This is a genomic window from Brevibacillus sp. AY1, from assembly GCF_029870785.1.
Lineage (GTDB): Bacteria > Bacillota > Bacilli > Brevibacillales > Brevibacillaceae > Brevibacillus > Brevibacillus invocatus.
The window spans coordinates 18,212-36,512 of sequence record NZ_JAFLPN010000009.1; the positions used below are offsets into that span (position 1 = coordinate 18,212).

18 protein-coding genes and 1 riboswitch are annotated in these 18,301 nt (G+C 47.4%); of the genes, 12 read left to right on the forward strand and 6 right to left on the reverse strand.

Annotated features, from left to right (window positions below):
- The first annotated feature begins 18 nt into the window (after positions 1 to 18).
- From JZI27_RS10070 to JZI27_RS10120, 11 genes are all read left to right on the forward strand, one after another.
- The gene (locus JZI27_RS10070; RefSeq protein WP_280207443.1) at positions 19 to 654 is read left to right on the forward strand and encodes a beta-mannanase; all 636 of its coding nucleotides are present in this window, start codon (positions 19 to 21) and stop codon (positions 652 to 654) included.
- Positions 655 to 664: 10 nt separating this feature from the next.
- Positions 665 to 1,930, forward strand: coding sequence for a TRAFAC clade GTPase domain-containing protein (locus JZI27_RS10075; protein ID WP_280207444.1), 1,266 nt, complete (start codon positions 665 to 667; stop codon positions 1,928 to 1,930).
- Positions 1,930 to 4,446 carry a GAP1-N2 domain-containing protein gene (locus JZI27_RS10080; protein ID WP_280207445.1) on the forward strand — a complete coding sequence of 839 codons (2,517 nt, stop codon included), beginning with the start codon at positions 1,930 to 1,932 and terminating at the stop codon, positions 4,444 to 4,446. Before JZI27_RS10075 ends, JZI27_RS10080 begins: the two co-directional genes overlap by 1 nt.
- Positions 4,447 to 4,579: 133 nt before the next feature.
- Positions 4,580 to 5,326 carry a DUF4097 family beta strand repeat-containing protein gene (locus JZI27_RS10085; protein ID WP_280207446.1) on the forward strand — a complete coding sequence of 249 codons (747 nt, stop codon included), beginning with the start codon at positions 4,580 to 4,582 and terminating at the stop codon, positions 5,324 to 5,326.
- A 214-nt stretch (positions 5,327 to 5,540) separates the two neighbouring features.
- The gene (locus JZI27_RS10090; protein ID WP_251242745.1) at positions 5,541 to 6,494 is read left to right on the forward strand and encodes an ABC transporter permease; all 954 of its coding nucleotides are present in this window, start codon (positions 5,541 to 5,543) and stop codon (positions 6,492 to 6,494) included.
- A complete protein-coding gene (locus JZI27_RS10095; RefSeq protein WP_280207447.1) occupies positions 6,491 to 7,432 on the forward strand; it encodes an iron chelate uptake ABC transporter family permease subunit in 942 nt (313 codons plus the stop codon). Before JZI27_RS10090 ends, JZI27_RS10095 begins: the two co-directional genes overlap by 4 nt.
- Positions 7,429 to 8,187, forward strand: a complete 759-nt coding sequence (locus JZI27_RS10100; protein ID WP_122908073.1) for an iron ABC transporter ATP-binding protein — start codon at positions 7,429 to 7,431, stop codon at positions 8,185 to 8,187. Before JZI27_RS10095 ends, JZI27_RS10100 begins: the two co-directional genes overlap by 4 nt.
- A gap of 111 nt (positions 8,188 to 8,298) precedes the next feature.
- Positions 8,299 to 9,300 (forward strand): siderophore ABC transporter substrate-binding protein, encoded by a 1,002-nt coding sequence (locus JZI27_RS10105; RefSeq protein WP_280207448.1) that lies wholly within the window; start codon positions 8,299 to 8,301, stop codon positions 9,298 to 9,300.
- A gap of 139 nt (positions 9,301 to 9,439) precedes the next feature.
- On the forward strand, positions 9,440 to 10,531 hold the full coding sequence (locus tag JZI27_RS10110; protein ID WP_122908071.1) for a Fe(3+) ABC transporter substrate-binding protein: 1,092 nt from the start codon (positions 9,440 to 9,442) through the stop codon (positions 10,529 to 10,531).
- Positions 10,532 to 12,184: an ABC transporter permease gene (locus tag JZI27_RS10115; RefSeq protein WP_251242742.1), complete on the forward strand. Its 1,653-nt coding sequence runs from the start codon at positions 10,532 to 10,534 to the stop codon at positions 12,182 to 12,184.
- A complete protein-coding gene (locus JZI27_RS10120; protein WP_122908069.1) occupies positions 12,181 to 12,816 on the forward strand; it encodes an ABC transporter ATP-binding protein in 636 nt (211 codons plus the stop codon). Before JZI27_RS10115 ends, JZI27_RS10120 begins: the two co-directional genes overlap by 4 nt.
- Positions 12,817 to 12,917: 101 nt before the next feature.
- On the opposite strand, the gene JZI27_RS10125 is transcribed toward JZI27_RS10120, so the two are convergent.
- The 6 genes from JZI27_RS10125 to JZI27_RS10155 all read right to left on the reverse strand — a co-directional run bounded on the left by JZI27_RS10125 (position 12,918) and on the right by JZI27_RS10155 (position 17,208).
- Positions 12,918 to 13,220, reverse strand: a complete 303-nt coding sequence (locus JZI27_RS10125; RefSeq protein ID WP_280207449.1) for a YxcD family protein — start codon at positions 13,218 to 13,220, stop codon at positions 12,918 to 12,920.
- The gene (locus JZI27_RS10130; RefSeq protein WP_280207450.1) at positions 13,208 to 13,666 is read right to left on the reverse strand and encodes a hypothetical protein; all 459 of its coding nucleotides are present in this window, start codon (positions 13,664 to 13,666) and stop codon (positions 13,208 to 13,210) included. Before JZI27_RS10130 ends, JZI27_RS10125 begins: the two co-directional genes overlap by 13 nt.
- A gap of 118 nt (positions 13,667 to 13,784) precedes the next feature.
- Entirely contained in the window at positions 13,785 to 14,582 is a 798-nt protein-coding gene (locus JZI27_RS10140; RefSeq protein ID WP_122908066.1) for an FAD-binding oxidoreductase, read from the reverse strand.
- A gap of 73 nt (positions 14,583 to 14,655) precedes the next feature.
- Positions 14,656 to 15,318 carry a methionine ABC transporter permease gene (locus JZI27_RS10145; RefSeq protein ID WP_122908065.1) on the reverse strand — a complete coding sequence of 221 codons (663 nt, stop codon included), beginning with the start codon at positions 15,316 to 15,318 and terminating at the stop codon, positions 14,656 to 14,658.
- Positions 15,318 to 16,355 carry a methionine ABC transporter ATP-binding protein gene (locus tag JZI27_RS10150; RefSeq protein ID WP_122908064.1) on the reverse strand — a complete coding sequence of 346 codons (1,038 nt, stop codon included), beginning with the start codon at positions 16,353 to 16,355 and terminating at the stop codon, positions 15,318 to 15,320. The genes JZI27_RS10145 and JZI27_RS10150 overlap by 1 nt, the downstream gene beginning before the upstream one ends.
- A gap of 34 nt (positions 16,356 to 16,389) precedes the next feature.
- The gene (locus JZI27_RS10155; protein WP_122908063.1) at positions 16,390 to 17,208 is read right to left on the reverse strand and encodes a MetQ/NlpA family ABC transporter substrate-binding protein; all 819 of its coding nucleotides are present in this window, start codon (positions 17,206 to 17,208) and stop codon (positions 16,390 to 16,392) included.
- A 142-nt stretch (positions 17,209 to 17,350) separates the two neighbouring features.
- A riboswitch (SAM riboswitch) is annotated at positions 17,351 to 17,454 on the reverse strand.
- A 229-nt stretch (positions 17,455 to 17,683) separates the two neighbouring features.
- Between JZI27_RS10155 and JZI27_RS10160 the strand changes: the two genes are divergently transcribed.
- The gene (locus tag JZI27_RS10160) at positions 17,684 to 18,037 is read left to right on the forward strand and encodes a DUF2294 domain-containing protein (protein ID WP_251242740.1); all 354 of its coding nucleotides are present in this window, start codon (positions 17,684 to 17,686) and stop codon (positions 18,035 to 18,037) included.
- Positions 18,038 to 18,301 lie beyond the last annotated feature (264 nt).

The following is an 18,301-nucleotide window of genomic DNA, read 5'->3' on the forward strand; positions in this document are numbered from 1 at the left end:
GTGGGAGCATGATGTCTCATGATTGATCGGGAAATGATTACAGATGTTCTGATAAAAGATGTCGTGTGCCATCGCCAGGGAGATGAGTATGTCCTCAACTGGCACTGGGCGGAAGACGTGCCATGTGTATACGTGCACAAAACGACGAAGGACGCGCCATTCGATATCGAGCAGGTCGACGAAAGACAATGGAAGCTGTATACGCGCGAGGAGTACAAGGTACACAAAGGGTTGCGGGAAAAGAGCGAGGGAATCGGCCAATACACGTATCGCATTTTCGCGTGCCGTCTGGAGAAAGGCAAGCCGGTCTTGTTGGTGCCCAGCACGGATGCGCATGTGATCCACGTAAGCACGGGAAAAGCTAGGATTACGTACTCGCTAATCCGCAGCAAAAAGTGGTTCAGCTCCTATGATTCCTTGCAAATTCGCATATTTTCAGAGATTCCCGTACCGAAGGACGTCCTTTGCTACGTGAAAAAAGAAGGTTCCCCTCCCATTCACAAGGATGATGGCACACAGTACGCGTTTATTCGCGATATTGAACCGGGTGTGAATCTGTTGCCAGAAATCGAGGTCAAAAAGAAGGATGTTATCCGTCTCTTTTTTACGGACGGCAAAAAATACGGGGAACGCTACGAACTGATTCCCGAATAGGAGGGGCAGCATGTTTACGTTTCTGAAAAGCATGTTTGAGAAGAAACAGCCGATCAAGGAAAGACTTCCTTTTTACGATATTGTATGTCCGTTTTGCTTTTCCAAGTTCGAGCCTGACCAAGTGGTTTTCCGGGCCACACATGATCGTCCGGATGACGAGGATTACGCGCTGCAGGAAGATCATCGGCTCAATGCGTACCGGGACAAATTTGGCCTGGATGCGATCGAAGAACTGGAAGCCGTGATCGACCCTGAATCGATTCCGGAAGAAAATCACATCTACGTGGATCAGGTGCTGGTTGGAGTCACGGATCGCTACGGAGTCGTGTCCAAGCGCAGACTTTGCCCAAATTGCCACAACGAGCTGCCCATTACGGCAGGCAAGGCGCCGAGCAACATCATTTCGATCGTCGGTGCTTCCCAGGTGGGCAAGTCGGTATACATGACCTCGCTCATCCATACCTTGCAGAATACGACCGCCAATCATTTCAACGCGGCGTGCATGCCACTGAATGCCCAGATCAGCCGCAAGTTTCGCGAGCAGTACGAAGCGCCACTGTTTGAACGCGGTCAGCTGCTCGATTCTACGCAAAAAGAACAGCGGCAGGAGCCGTTTATCTTCCAGTTTGTATTCAAAGACAGCGAGCAGGCTCCGCTGATTCTCGTCTTCTTCGACGTAGCCGGCGAGGGTATGGTGGACCGGGAATACCTGGAGATATACGCGGCACACGTGAAGAATTCATCAGGTATCCTGTTTCTCGTCGATCCGTTGCAGATCAAGACGATTCGCGACCGCTTCCTGCTGCATGCGGGTGATGAACCGGGTGAATTCACAGCCCGATACGATGAGCCGCGTGAGGTGGTCATTACCCTGTTCGAGAATTTTATTGGCTATCAGGAACAGAGCAAAACCAACATCCCGACCGCAGTTGTACTTACGAAAAGCGATATGCTGCATGCGATCAAGGAAGAGGAAGGCACCTATATCCAGCCAAACAGCAATATTTTCCGCAACTTTGTTCACCAGCAGTATCTGAACACCTCCGAGTTCGAAAATATTAACGGTGAGGTTAGTCGTTTCATCGAAAAGGTAGACCGCCCGTTCAAGGACGCACTGGAGGTTTACTTTACCAATGTGGCCTATTTTGCCGTATCGGCTCTGGGCAGCAATCCGGTCAACCAGAAGGTGAGCGGGGTTGTCACACCTGTACGCGTAGATGAGCCGTTCATCTGGCTTCTGCATCAGCTTGACTACATCGAGGGGAGGGAGCGATAGTGAGTCGGCCGCTCATTTTGCAGCAGTATTACACCCGTGGGCGACAAGGGATCTTTCGGGCCAATGAAGGCTATGATACCGTCGCCAGAACACCTGGGCTGGACAACCAATTTATCAAGAAGACCTTGCATCCGTTTTGTGTGTACCATGCTCCTCGCCAACTGCAGGAACGAGCAGAGACAGACTTGTCGCAATATCCCAAAGCATTGGTTTGCTTTCGCGCGGAATCTGGAGAGCTGGTGCTCGGGCAGAGCGTGTTTGTCGGTGCCGATTTTACCGGACAGCGCAATACGTTCTTTAGCCATAACTACGTGATTCCTGCTGAAGCAAGCGATGTGTTCATCAAGGAACCAGCCCGTATCTTAAGCGTTCAATCCTTTCAGCAGCAGGTCGATGATGCAGCGAGCAAGGACCTTCCTGCGCTGGAGGCCATTCCTTATACAGCGAGCAAGCAGCTAGACAACAAAAAGCTTCTGCAGGGGCTTGGGATTGATGAGCCTTTGTTCAAGCAATTGCTGCATGCCGTCATGATGTCCCTGTCAGGGAAGAAGAAGGTTTTTATCAGCTTGCCAGGAGAAATGGCCGAAGCCACTAGACAGGCGAATCAATTGCTGGAAATCATCTATAGCTGCCTGCCTTATGAGATGCGCAGGCATTTTGGGTTTCTCACCTACAGCAACGAACCGCAGAGCAAAAAGCATATCCATCTCATGTTTGTGGAAAAAGGCAGCATCCGACCGGGAAACGGTCAAGGAGACAAGGATTTTCTGTTTGACCTTGCCAACCAGCGCTCGCTGAACACGGAATTGACCGAAGGCAGACACGAATACCTCGACTTCGTTTGGGAGTTTTTGCAGGATTCGCGGATACTCGCTTCATTTCACGCGTTTTGCGAGGAAGTGTTGCAGGGGGCTGAGCGTTCTGTCGCTCTGAACCTGGTGACTTACTACGAGCTGTGTGCGCTTTACCTGATTGAACAGGGACGCATGTCGGTCTATGAACGGAATCGTACGGCAATCTGGCAGTTGTTGAACAGCTATCTGCGGCAGACAGGACTTATCCAGAAGAACCGCTTGTACGACCTGATGGGCAAGCTGTTCCAAGCAGAGTCCCAAGCACTGGCACAACAGAAATGGCCGGAGCTGGAAGTGGTCAAGCAAATGATCGATTCTTATGATGTCGCACGCAATGAGGTCGCGAAGGCGGAGACGATTCAATATTTGATCGACGTACTGTTGAAGGGAAAGAACGCACACAAGGATGGATACGTTTCCGATGTGTACAAGTTTTTGAGCAGCCAGCGTGATCTGTTTGGCTCCCTGATGCGCAATGTGTTTGCCATCAAGCTCATTGTGAAGCCGTTGTTTGAAGACTATCTCACGGAGAGACTGAAGGCAGTTGCGGATATTCCCCAGATGCTCAAGGAGATTGAGTTCTGGGCAAAAAATGCACCACAAGCCATCCGACATGCCTTCTTCGCATCCACGACTATACCCAAGCTGCTCAATCTGTTGGCAGAGGAACGAAACAAGCTGGATGCGGTGTTACATATCCATCACTTTTTCGCGACGTTTGCCGGTTCACCCAGCTATGCGGAGGAATTGGTGGACGAAGTGGACAAGGCCTTGCTGAAGCGCATCGAGTTGACTTCGCTGTCCAAACAAGGCTTTGATACGGTTTTGTCTCTTCTGGAAGAGAAGCCGCAGACCTTTTTTGACGGACTCGACCTGGAAGGCCGCAACAAGCTGGACATGATGATGAATCTGGCTTCGTTGGAAGAGCTGACGACGACACCGCGGCCGGAGGAGTTTTTCCGCAAGTGGGATGCGCGTGATATCGAAAACCAGCAGAGACTGCTTCAGAACATGCTGGACAGTCTCCTTGGGGAAGAGAGCTTTTCCAAGGTGGCTCTTGTTTTCTACAACGCAGGGGACCTTGAGCGCACCAGCTTCCGCTATGGGGAAATGATCGCATTCGTGCATCAAAAGGGCGGGGATGAAGCGCTGCTTTCGTTCCTCCAGTGGGCGATGACACAACGGATGTTTTTTGAAGGAAAGTATATGGAACCACCATTCAGGGGTGCGCTCAAGTCGTTTTTCCGGGAAGACAAAGGGAGCCGGCTGCGTAGCAAAGAATGGCGCAAACGCTGGTATGCGATTCGCAATGCAGACTTCCGCAACATGCTGGACGAAGTGCGCAGCGAGACGACGCATCCTTTGGTCAAATTTTTTCGCAGTAAAGGCACGATCATCTCGGGATTGATCCTGCTGGTTGCCGCTGGTGCTGTTAGCGGTTACCTGCTCTTGCAGCCTGATCCGCTGCCGTCCACACAGCCGCAACCTGCGGAGGGTGATGGACAAACAGTGCCAGTCAGACCACCACAGCCCATAGAGGTGGTTCCGGTGTACAAGCTCTTGCTCGATCCACAGATTGAACCTGTTGAGCTGGTTCCGGTGAGTGAGAATTCTCCGCCAGACCAGACGCAAGAACCGGTGACTGAGCCAAACAATCCATAACGAATCAGCCGATGATCTCCAACTGCAGACGGACTTAGAAACACCTCGAGCGGCTGATTTCTCCCGTACTGGTCGATGCTACGATAGTGACAGGGAGATACATCCACTACGTTCGGGGGAGAATGAATCAAAAATGAAGGCAATGGGATGGTTGTGCATGCTGCTTGCAGGAGCCGTTCTGGCATCAGGATGTCAATTCGATCGAGTAAAAGAACATAGAGAATTGGAGCTGCCTGCCTCAGCGATTGAAAGCTTGGAGGTGGAGACCGGCTTCGGGGAGTTGACTATCATTGGTGACAAGGAAGCCAGCTCCATTCAGGCAAAAGCCACTATCAAGAGAAGCCAAAATGTAAGCGAGGAAGATATCCTCTTTACGCTGGAACAGGAAGGCAATACAGCAAAGCTTGTGCTGGACGATACGGCGGGATTTGGGCTCAGAAGTCTTGAGGTGAGCCTGACAGTCACGGTGCCTGCCGCAATGAGCATGATGGTCAAGGATGGTTCAGGCGATACCGAGATCAAGGATTTAGAAGGCCCCCTGGTCGTGCACGATGATTCCGGAGATTTGAAGATTTCAAATGTATCCGGTGAATTGGAGGTGCATGATCAGTCAGGAGACTTACAAGTGACCAATGCAAGCAACATCAAGCTGATCAACGACGAGTCGGGCGATATGAAACTAAAAAATACAAGTGGGGATATGCAGCTTCAAGATCAATCAGGTAATATTCACATCAACAATCATACAGGTGACCTCACGATCTGGGATGATAGCGGTGACCTTCTCATTGATGGTGTCGATGGGAACGTAACGCTTGAAGAGAAGGGGTCTGGAGATAAAACAGTCAAAAATATCAAAGGGTCCTGGACTGAACAGTGAGAAAAGGCCGCTGCCTCGATGAGGTGGCGGCTTTAATCGGTTGTTCACAAAGATTTTGGCTGGAATATAAAAAAGACTTTAACATGCTATTCGAAAATGCTAATATAACTACTGTAAGATCATTAATTGAGAATGAATATCGATATTATTGATAACGAGTATCTTTATTACTGAGACTCTATCCAAAATTAACCTTGATTCCGGGGAAACGCTTATGAAGATAAGATATCTGGTTGTTTTGCTCATCGTATTATCATTTGTTTCATTGTTTATCGGGGTTAAGGACATTTCGCCACTCGATTTGTTTGATTTGACTGAAGAATCCACGCAAATTTTGTGGATCAGCCGAATCCCTCGATTGATCAGCATCATTATCGCAGGGATCAGCATGAGTATCGCGGGTCTGATCATGCAGCAGCTCACGCGAAACAAATTTGTTTCTCCGACGACAGCAGGGACAGAGGACTCTGCGCGGTTCGGTATTTTGATTGCCATGCTGGTATTTACGGATGCGCCGCCATTGCTCAGGCTGGTTGTCGCTTTCGCCTTTGCCTTGCTCGGTACCTTTATCTTCATGAAGATTCTGGATCGCGTGAAGTTCAAGGACACCATCTTTATTCCGTTGGTCGGATTGATGTTTGGCAATATCGTTGGTTCGATCACGACGTTCTTCGCTTACAAGTACGATTTGCTACAAAATATAGGCGCATGGCTGCATGGAGATTTCTCCTCCATCCTGAAAGGCAGCTACGAGCTTCTATATATTAGTATCCCGCTCGTCATCATTGCGTATTTGTTTGCCAACAAGTTTACGATTGCTGGAATGGGCGAAGAGTTCTCCATTAACCTCGGCCTGAATTATAAGCAAGTTGTGAATGTCGGCTTGACGATCGTGGCGATGATAACCTCTGTGGTCATTCTTACAGTGGGAACTATTCCGTTTTTGGGATTGATTATCCCGAACATCGTGACGCTGTACCTGGGTGATAACCTGAAGAAAAGCTTGGCGCATACCGCCTTGCTGGGAGCAGTCTTTGTACTGGCCTGCGATATCTTGGGTCGTCTGATCATTTTCCCGTACGAAATCTCGATTGGCTTGATGGTAGGCGTCATCGGCAGCGGAATTTTCATTTTCTTACTCATGAGAAGAAGGGCATATGAACGATGAAAGCAAAAATTGGGGTACTAGCGCTCATATCCGTTGTGTTGATAGCCATATTTATGATGATCGATGCGGGTGGCAACTGGGATTATGTCCTGCCAAGACGCTTTAAGAAAATCCTGGCCATTATCTTAACAGGTAGTGTAATCGCCATCTCCACTGTCATTTTTCAAACGATTACGAACAACCGGATTTTAACGCCGAGCATCATCGGTTTGGATTCCCTCTATATGTTTATCCAGACCTTCGTCATCTTCGTGCTAGGATCTGCAAGTCGCACAGCGATGGACAAAAATATCAACTTTATCATTTCCGTCGGTTTGATGGTTTTGTTCGCCGCTCTTTTGTATAAATTGCTGTTCAAACGAGAGGGAAGAAACATCTACTTCCTTCTATTGATTGGCTTGATCTTCGGCACCTTGTTCAACAGTCTTTCGTCCTTCCTGCAAGTGCTGATTGATCCAAATGAATTTATGATTGTGCAGGACCGCATGTTTGCCAGCTTTAACAATGTGAATACCGACCTGCTGATCATCAGCTGCGGTCTGGTCATCGCCATCGGTTTCTACCTCAGACCTTTTCTCAAGTATCTCGATGTCCTTTCATTGGGCAGGGATGAGGCAATCAATTTGGGTGTAGATTACGATTATGTGGTAAAGCGGCTGTTGATTGTGATCGCGATCCTCGTATCGATCGCGACTGCACTGGTTGGACCGATTACTTTCCTGGGACTGCTCGTAGCCAACGTCGCTTATCAGTTTATGAAGACCTACCGGCACAAGCATTTGCTCATGGGTGCCTCACTGGTCAGCATTATCGCCTTGGTGGGCGGATTGCTGATCGTCGAAAGAGTATTTACGTTCTCGACTACGATCAGTGTCATCGTCAACTTTATCGGTGGAGTTTACTTCATTTATCTTCTGCTAAAGGAGAATAAATCATGATAGAAGTAAAAAATGTCTCGAAACGCTACAGCAACAAATATGTCGTCGAGGATGTTTCCCTGAAGATTTCGAAGGGCAAAATCACGTCCTTTATCGGGCCCAATGGAGCGGGGAAAAGTACCTTGCTGTCCATGATCAGCCGACTGCTCACGAAGGATCAGGGAGAAATTTTGCTGGAGGGTCAGGATATCAGCAAGTCCAAGAGTCAGGACTTGGCCAAGAAGATCTCCATCCTGAAGCAGTCCAATCACATCACGATTCGTTTGACGATTCGCGAGCTCGTAAGCTTTGGGCGCTTCCCTTATTCACAAGGAAACCTGACCCAAGAAGACTGGAAGCATGTAGATGAAGCGATTCGCTACATGGAGCTCGAGGATATCCAGCACAAGTTTCTGGATCAATTGAGTGGCGGTCAAAAACAACGGGCCTATATCGCGATGGTTATTGCTCAAAACACAGAGTACATACTCTTGGATGAGCCGCTGAACAATCTGGATATGAAGCACTCCGTTCAGATCATGAAGGTGCTGCGAAGACTGGTCGATGAGCTGGGCAAGACTGTGATTATCGTCATTCATGATATCAACTTCGCCTCTTGCTACTCGGACTACATTGTCGCTCTGAAGGATGGCAAGGTAGTGGAGGAAGGCGAGACAGACAGGATCATCAACTCGCACATTTTGAAAAGTGTTTATGACATGGATATTCAGATCGAGGACATCGATCAGAATAAAATCTGCGTGTATTACGCGTAAGCAATCTGCTCCCTATTCGTAAAATTATTATGGTGGAGGTCTGGCAAGCGCGCGCTCTATTTCCATCAATAATTTTAAATAAGTACCAACTATTTTATAGAGGTGATAGAAGTGAAGAAAAAATTATCCATGCTGCTCATGACGGGCCTGTTGGCTGTATTTACCGCTGCTTGCGGATCTGCAACGACAGCGCCTGCACCAGCAAAGAATAGCGAAGCTCCAGCTACAAGTGCCAATGCTACTACTCCTGCTCCAGCAGCGGAGAATGAAGAAATTACAATCAAACACAAACTGGGTGAAGCAAAACTGAAAAAGAACCCTCAAACCGTTGTTGTGTTTGACTTTGGTGTATTGGATTCCCTGGACAAACTGGGTGTTGAAGTAACGGGTGTAGCGCAAGCGAACATTCCGCCATATCTGAAAAAATACGAAGATGCAAAGTATAAAAATGCAGGCAGCCTGAAAGAGCCTGATTTCGAGAAAATCAATGCGATGAAACCGGACGTTATCCTGATTTCCGGAAGACAGCAAGAGGCTTATGAAGAATTGAACAAAATTGCGCCTACCATCTTCCTGGGTGTAGATACGCAAAACTACATGCCTTCTTTCACTGAAAACATGAAAACACTGGGAACTATCTTTGGTAAAGAAGCAGAAGTAGATGCAGAATTGGCTAAAATCGATGAGAGCATCAAACAGTTGAAAGAGAAAACGAGTGCTGCAACAGACAAGAAAGCCCTGATCGTCCTGACGAACGAAGGAAAAATCAGTGCTTACGGTCCAGGATCCCGTTTTGGTATCTTGCATGAAGTGTTTGGCTTCGCGGCAGCTGACGATAAAATTGAAGTAACGACTCACGGACAAAGCGTTTCCAACGAATATATCATGGAGAAAAACCCTGACTATCTGTTCGTAGTAGACCGTGGTGTGATCAATGAAGGTGCAGCTTCTACCGCTAAGCAGCTGATTGAGAACGACCTGGTGAAAAACACGAAAGCGTTTAAAGATGGAAACATCGTTTACCTCGATGCGAACTACTGGTATCTCTCCGGTGGCGGACTGGAATCCACTGCACAAATGGCAAACGAAGTATTGAACAACGTGAAATGGTAGTCTTTCACGTAGAGGATTTTCATAGTTGCAATCATGTTGAAGAAATCAATATAGATTGACATTACGCTGAAAAGTGTGTATGATTTTATTCATTGATAATGAGAATTGTTTTCATGTTAGATCGGGGAGGATATATACGATGAAGCGTCACACTGTTTTCTCTAAAATTTTTGCAGCATTCTTAGCGACTAGTCTACTTGCTGGATGCGGGGCTGGATCACAGGAACAAGGGCAGCCGGCACAAAAGGAAAATGCGAATGCCACTGCACCAGCCAAAGATCAGGAAGTCAATATTTATACCGCTAGACATTATGAAGTGGATGATGTGCTCTATAAAAACTTTACCGATGCTACGGGCATCAAGGTAAATGTGGTAAAAGGCAAGGCAGAAGAGTTGATTGAACGATTGAAGCGTGAAGGAAAGAACTCTCCAGCCGACTTGTTTATTACAGTGGACGGCGGTGTCTTGAACAACGCCAAGGAAAGCGACGTCCTGCAGCCCGTGCAGTCTGATCTCGTGAATGCGCAAGTAGCCGAGAAATACCGTGATAAAGATAACCAATGGATCGGATTATCTACGCGTGCCAGAATTATCGCCTACTCGAAAGAACGTGTAAAGCCAGAGCAGCTCTCTACCTATGAGGACCTGGCTAACGATCAATGGAAGGGAAAAGTGTTGGTCCGTTCTTCCAGCAGCATGTATAACCAATCGCTGGTCGCATCCTTGATAGAGCTCAATGGTGAAGAGAAGACAGAAGAATGGGCAAAGGGAATTGTGGCCAACATGAGCCGTGACCCTGAAGGCGGAGATCGTGACCAGGCGAAAGCGATCGCTGCCGGAGTGGGTGATGTAGCCATCATGAATACGTATTATGTGGGCCAAATGATGAATTCCAAAGACCCGGAAGAGGTAAAGGCGAGTGAGAAAATCGGCGTCTTCTTTCCAAACCAGGAAACTACGGGTACGCATCTCAACATTAGCGGGGTTGGTTTGACCAAGCACAGCAAGAACAAAGAGAACGCGGTTAAACTGATTGAGTATTTGACCTCTGAGGAAGCGCAGTCGATCATGTCGAAGCAAAACTTTGAATACCCGGTAAATGAAAAGGCAGAAAAGCCGGAGATTCTGAATACATTCGGAGAATTTAAGGCGCAAGAAATTGACTTTGCCAAGCTGGGCGTGCACAATAAAAAGGCAATCGAGATCCTGAACAAAGTAGGATGGAAATAAATGGTTTTCAAAACCTTGCTGCGCAATATCAAAATGAATACAAATGGCTGGTTGTTCATCAGCCTGATCGGGGTAGCAGTCATTCTGCTGCCCGTTTTCTCTATATTTGTTTCCTTGTTTGCAGAACCCAATGAAAACTGGGAGCACATCAAGCAGTACATGCTGACGAATTATATCCTGCAATCCGTAGGGCTTATGCTTTTTACGGGAATCCTCACGGTCATGATCGGTGTGACACTGGCGTGGCTGATTGCGGCTTACGATTTTCCATTGAAGCGTTTTTTTCACTGGGCACTTGTATTACCGCTCTCGATTCCGCCGTATATCGCCGCTTATACATACAGTGCTATGCTCAGCTATACGGGAGTTGTACAAACTGCGCTGCGCTCCACATTCGGGTTTACGCCTGACCAAAAGTGGTTTGATATTATGTCCTTTCCCGGAGCTGTTTTTATTTTCACGCTGTTCCTGTATCCTTACGTCTACATGCTTACCCGCTCCTTTCTTGAGCGACAAAGTGGATCTTATGTGGAAAATGCGATCTTGCTCGGCCGAAAACCAGTCTCAATCTTTTTCCGGATTGTCTTGCCAATTTCACAACCTGCTATTATTGGCAGTTTGATGCTAGTCATTTTTGAGGTTATAAGTGATTATGGCGTAACCAGTTACTTTGGAATCCAAACCATTTCTACTGCTATTTTTCAGACGTGGTTTGGCATGTACGATGTAGATACCGCACTCAGATTGTCCGCATGGATGATGGCAGGAGTGCTGGGATTGTTCCTGATCGAGAGAATGCTTCGGTATAACCGCAAGTATAGCGCCTCTACCAGCAAGTCGAGTCAACTTGTTCCAAAGCGGCTCAAGGGATTCTCTTCTTTTGCTGCTCTGTTCTTTTGTGGGGCTGTATTTGCCTGTTCTTTTCTGATTCCTGTTATTCAATTGATCGTCTGGTCATTCTGGACATATGAGGATGTCTTAACGGTTGCCTTTTTCGAGTTGACGATCAATACCTTATTCGTTGCTGCCATTGCTACCGGTATGATTATGTTTCTTGCTGTGGTAGTAGCCAACGTGGCTCGTCTGCAACCAAACCGGTTCGGCACAGTCTTATCCAAACTCATGGTGTCTGGTTATTCTCTTCCCGGTGCTATCATTGCAATTGGTGTGCTTACGTTTTTTATTGCACTGGACGAAAGAATGGAGTTTGTCTATCTCCTCTTCGGTTATGAGGATGCCCCCCTGCTGTTGAGCATGTCACTGGTCATGCTGATTGTCGCTTATGTTGTCCGATTTATGGCTACCGGCTACAATGCAGTAGAAGCAGGCTTTGAAAAGGTAGGGATGGTTTATACGCACGCTTCTCGCACGCTTGGCTACGGCATTACCCGAACCTTTTTTAAAGTGGATCTCTTCTTGATCAAAGGTGCGCTTATGGGCGGGACCATTCTCACCTTCGTGGAGATCATAAAGGAACTACCGATGGCACTGTTGCTTCGACCGTTTAACTTTGAGACGCTGTCTACCAAGACCTATCAGTATGCTAGTGACGAGCGCGTGATCGAAGCTGCCATTCCTTCCTTGTTTATCATTACTGTCAGCGTCATTTCTGTGCTTCTATTTCATCAATTAGGAAAGAAGATGGAAAAATGAGCTTTGTAAACATACAAGAGGTTTCCTATACCTATACAAGCAAGCAGCCGCCTATTTTGAATAAGGTTACCTTTTCGATTGATCAGGGAGAGATTGTGGGAATACTCGGCCCAAGTGGAAGTGGGAAAAGCACGTTGCTTCGTTTAATTGCCGGTCTAGGGACACCGGATCGTGGCATGATCTCGATTGCTGACCAGGTAGTCGTGGATGGACAAACCTTTGTTGCGCCGGAAGATCGTGGAGTGGGCATGGTCTTCCAGGACTATGCGTTGTTTCCACATCTGAACGTCGAAAAAAACATTGAGTTTGGTTTGCATCGCATGTCGAGAACAGAACGCAAAGCGCGACTCGACGAGATGATCGAGCTTGTGCAGCTACAAGAGTTCAGGAAGCGCTATCCTCACGAGTTGAGTGGTGGACAGCAGCAACGTGTGGCTCTTGCTCGTGCACTCGCCCCCAAGCCGTCTCTCTTATTGATGGATGAGCCTTTCAGTAATCTGGATACAGAATTAAGGAGCAGCATCCGAGATGAGCTCAGTGCTATCCTGAGAAAGGCAAAGATGACTTGTTTGCTCGTGACCCATGATTATCAGGATGTAAAGGCGATTTGTAACAGTGAAATCACCTTGTAAACGATGGTGGCGTACGCTCATATAGGGTTTCATAGAGGATGGAAACAGTTGAAGGGGCTGCCCTCAAGTAGAGAAATCAACTTGAGGGTCAGCCCCTGTGTTTATTGACCTTGGTATGTTACAAAAGCTTGAATGCCTTCTTCTTCATCCAGTACCAGTTCAATTCCAGCTGTGTAAGGATTGAGCTGCATCTGTGTCTGTAGATAGTAGCGGATTGCTTCAATCAGGTTGACCTCGATGAAGATTTGTTGTCTGCCCAGTGAGGATACCTCTGCGGAAAAACCGTATTCCTCATCCCACATCAGTTCAACCTCGACTTCCTGCGGTTGAATCTGTTTTTTGCTCGCCACATGCATGCAGATGGCGTTGATCAACAATTGCTCAGAGAAGGTTATCTTTTCCATGCGTTCGCTTCCCGTTTCTCACGTTGTGTTTTGAAGTAAACAAAGATCTTGCGGATCAAGACGATGACAGCGACGATCGCCAGCATGTTGATCAGGAAACCGAAGATCGCACCGAGAGCGCCCATGTCGCCGAACAAGCCGCCAAACAGCATACCTGCCAAACCACCCAGCATGAGACCTTTCATGAAGCCTCCACCCATGAAGCCGCCAGATTTGGTAGTCGAAGCAGCAGCTGGTGCGTTGGTTGGGGTTGTAGCTTTATTAGTAGGCGAATTCACACTGGAATTCGGAGTGCCTGGAGTTTGCGTATTTGTAGGTGAAGTCGTGTTGGAGTTAAAGGATTTTTTTCCGGACTTGTAGCCTTTCGCATCTGCCAGATCGTATTGATATCCAGCAGGAGCGAGAACGAGCATGAAGGCAACCAGTAGCATAACGAGTTTTTTCATCGTTTGAGTAGCTCCTCTCTGATTATAAAGCTTATTTATAAGTGTACACTAATATCTTGGGCTGTGACAATGATACATTTCGTGAACGAAGCAGGAATCCACAGGGAAAAGAGCTTGCTTAGTCCAGTATTTTTCCTGGATTTAGAATGTTTTTGGGATCGAATTGCTGCTTGATCAGCTTCATGAGTGGCAGCGAATCCGCATGCTCCTTGGCGAGGTATTTCTTTTTGCCGATGCCGATCCCGTGCTCGCCCGTGACGGTTTCGGGAATGCCGTACACTTTGAGCGTGATTTCCGTAAATACGCCGAGCGTCCCCTCTGAACCGACGAACAGACTGGTGAGGTGATAGCCTGACGAGGATTTTGCGGACAAGCCTCCTGTATGAACCAGACTGCCGTCTGCCATGACAACCTCCAGATCGCGCACCTGACTGCGCATGATGCCATAGCGGACACTGGTCGTACCGCTGGCGTTGGTCGCTGCCATGCCGCCAATCGTCGCGTCTGCACCGGGGTCTACAGGAAAGAAGAGACCATGCTTCTTCAAAGCCTGATTCAGCTGTGTGCGGGTCACTCCAGGCTGAACACGGACGAGGAAATCATCGGGACGAACCTCCACAATCTGATTCATATGCTGAAAATCAAGGGAAATGCCCCCTTGCAGGGGAATGCTATTTCCCTCCAGACTCGAGCCAGCCCCAAAGGGAACTACAGGAATGGCGTGTTCGTTTGCGTACGCAAGGATGGCGGACACTTCCTGTGCAGAAGCTGGAAAGACGACAACATCGGGCAAGACGGGAGTGTGATGAGATTCGTCCTTGCTGTGTTGGTGCAGCATCGTTTCGTTGGCTGTAGCGCGGTCTTCCGCAGTGATGGCTTTTAAATCTGCAAGCAGACGCTCAGCGGATATGTTCATGGAAAAACCTCCCTACATCGTGTTCGGACTTGTTACGCACAAGAACCCCTAACAAGGTTAGAGGTTCGTTCATTTACACGCTTTTCTTCAATTTTTTTGCTGCCCAGTTCCCAAGCGATTGGATCAGCTGAACCAGAACAACGAGGATGACGACAGTAATGAGCATGACTTCGATATCCCATTGCTGGTAGCCGTATCGCAGGGCCAGGTCACCGAGACCACCCGCACCTACAGCACCCGCCATTGCAGTCGCTCCGATCAGACCGATGGTAGCGATGGTCAAGCACAGGACGATACCGGGTCTGGCTTCACGCAGCATGATGCGGAAGATGATCTGGGAGCGGGAAGCACCCATAGCCTGATACGCTTCGATGACACCGCGATCTACTTCCAGCAGCGCTGTTTCCATCAGACGAGCAATGTACGGTGCCGTGTACACAATCAGGGGTACGATGGCCCCTTCAATCCCGATGGAGGTGCCGACAACCAGCTCGGTAAACGGAATGATCGCGACCATCAGGATAATGAACGGCAGCGAACGAAGGACGTTGATAATGGCATTCAGGATGTGAAAAAGGGTTTTGTTTGGAAAAAGGTGATTGCCTTGTGTGATCACGAGCAGGACGCCTAACGGAATCCCGATCACGGTAGCGATGAACAAGGAAACACCCACCATGATCACGGTTTCTTCCAGGGATCTGGTGAATAATGGAATCATCTCGACTAATCGGTCCATTAGTGAACTGCCTCCTCTCGTGTCACGATATCCACTCTGTAGACGGATTCGCGCAAAAATTTGATGCCGTCTTGCACAGCCTGTTCATCTCCGGAAATGTGCAACAGTAAAATACCAAGTGCTGTACCTTTGATAGACGTAATCGATCCGTACAAGAGATTGGTCGTAACCGGGAAGCGAGCCGACAGATGTCCCAGGACGGGATCCAAGGCTGCATCCCCGCGAAAAGCTACACGGAGAATTTCCGCGGCAGGACCGCTTTGCTTGATGTTGGACAAGATTTCAGTCGGTACCTCATCATCAAAAATCGTTTTGATGAAATTGCGGGTAGTCTGTGCTTGTGGGTTGCTGAAAATATCCAGAACGGAGCCCTGCTCAATAACTTGACCATTTTCCATGATGGCGACTTGGTCGCAGATCTTTTTGATGACCTGCATCTCGTGTGTGATCAGGACAATAGTCAGATTGAACTTGCGATTGATGTCCAGCAAGAGATCCAGAATCGACTCGGTGGTCTGTGGATCAAGAGCAGATGTGGCTTCGTCGCAAAGCAAAATCTCCGGATCAGTCGCGAGCGCACGGGCAATCCCGACACGCTGCTTTTGGCCGCCAGACAATTGAGAGGGATAGGAATGAGCCTTATCCTCCAGGCCGACGAGTCTCAGCAGATCCTCAACCTTCTTCTTAATGACATCTTTCGGTACCTTGTTCATGCGCAAAATCTCGGCTACGTTGTCAAATACATTATAGGAAGAGAGAAGGTTGAAGTGCTGAAAGATAATCCCGATCTTCTTGCGTGCCTGTCGAAGCTCTTTTTCCTTCAGCGACAGCATATCCTGACCGTTGACGACTACTGAGCCGCTAGTTGGCTTTTCGAGCAAGTTGATCGTACGGAGCAGGGTACTTTTCCCAGCTCCGCTAAATCCGATCACTCCGAAAATTTGACCTTTCTCTACGTTCAGTGACACGCCTTTCAAGGCTTCAACCTGTTTGTTTCCGACCTTGTACGTCTTATGGATCTCTGTAAGCTGAATCATCTATCCAGTCTCCTTGCTGTGCAAATTTCCTGCCTTACCAGGACGGGAGGACGGCTCCATCAAAGTGTTCGTCGATAAATTTCTTCACTTCTTCCGAACGATATGCTTCTACTAGTTTTTTGATAGCAGGGTTGTCTTTATTCGATTCATTCACTGCAATGACATTAACATAAGGAGAATCAGATGTCTCGGAGAAAATCGAATCTTTTTTTGGAGAGTAGCCAGCAGACATCGCGAAGTTGGTATTGATACTTGCGAGCTCTACGTTGTTCAGGGAGCGTGCCAGGAAAGCAGCTTCCAGTTCTTTAAACTCCAATTTTTTCGGATTTTCAATGATATCCAGAGGAGTAGCTTCGTTTCCTACGCCTTCTTTTAGTTTGATCAATCCTGCTGCTTCATATAGCAGCAATGCACGGGCGCGGTTTGTTGGATCATTTTGAATACCAACAACTCCACCTTCAGGTACATCAGCTACGTTTTTATGCTTGGTGGAGTAGAGACCCATTGGGAATGTAACCGTTTTGTCTACGACGACGATTTTTGTCTTGTGGTCAGCATTGAATTTATCGAGAAACGGAATGGTTTGGAAGCTGTTCGCATCCAGAGCACCTTTATCCAAGGATTGGTTTGGCTGCACGTAGTCATTGAATACGACAACCTCTACTTCCAAGCCTTTTGTTTGGGCAACTTCCTTGACTTTGTTCATGATCTCTTCGTGCGGTCCAGCGGTTACGCCTACCTTCACTTTAGTCTGTTCAGCGGCTGCTGGTGCTGCTTCTTGTTTGGCTCCGCAAGCGGTCAACAAGGAAGCTGCAAGCAACAAGGATGTAAGCAAAAATCCGGTCTTTTTCATAGTAAATTTCTCCCCTTTTTTTCTGTTAAATTCTATATGTTTAAAAAATTGAAGCCCATGACCAAGTGTGTCTAGCAATCAAAAAAACCTCTTCCCGAAAGAAGAGGTTATCATGCAACACGAATAAAAGTCGCTTATACCTCTCTTATCTTCCGGAAAATATCTCCGCTGGAATTGGCACCATATCCAATTGGATAGGTTGCCGAGGTTTCATTGGGCCAGTCCCTCTACCTCTCTCTATAAGAGATGATTACATATGAAGTTAAATTGACACTAATTCTTACTTGGATAGTTGGATTATATAGTTCTTATTTATATCTGTCAAACACTTTTTGTAAGTAAGTAAAGTCGTACGAAGTAGAGCATATTTATCAAGGAAATGAGCAAAATACGAATATTGAACTTGAAAACGACTATGATCATATGTATAATGGGGGAGTAAAAAAGCCTGACAATTACGCTTGCAGGTGATGTTATGACCATACAGGACAATAGCGACAGTAGAAAGAAACTGTCTCATATCTATAATGAGATAGCCAAAGAGTTGTTCGGTTTTGGGACAACTTCACTAAAGGTTACGATTGAGAAAAACCTGATTGCTTTTCAAGCCAAGCACCGACGCTCTCCAAGATCCGATGCGCTCGAAGGCGAGGCTCCTGCACTAAAGCTGGAAGTAGATTTTCGGATGTCGCTTCTCTATAAGAAAAGACTGCGGGAACGTTTGGAAGAAGAAATGGGTCTGCAGCTGGAAGCGATATTGCGTGATTATGACGCTACTACACAGTGGGCCTTTACCAATGTGATCTTGTCGGATTCCACCGAAAAATAAATAGTCAACATTCCTATCTGGGATTTTTTCTTTTGATTTATCTTAAGGGAAGACCCGGTCGGGATGAAACAGACGTACAATTCTTTCGTTTACGAAGAAAAGTGCTCTTGTTTAGAAGAAATTATCTATTCAAGGGTGCTTTTCTTTTGTTTATTTCCTTATTTTTCCTTATTGAAGGGAGTGATGCGGGAAAGATCATCGGTTCTTTGGAGAAAGTAAAGTAAGGGGTTCATGGAACAAACAATAAAGAGATAGGTTTGAATG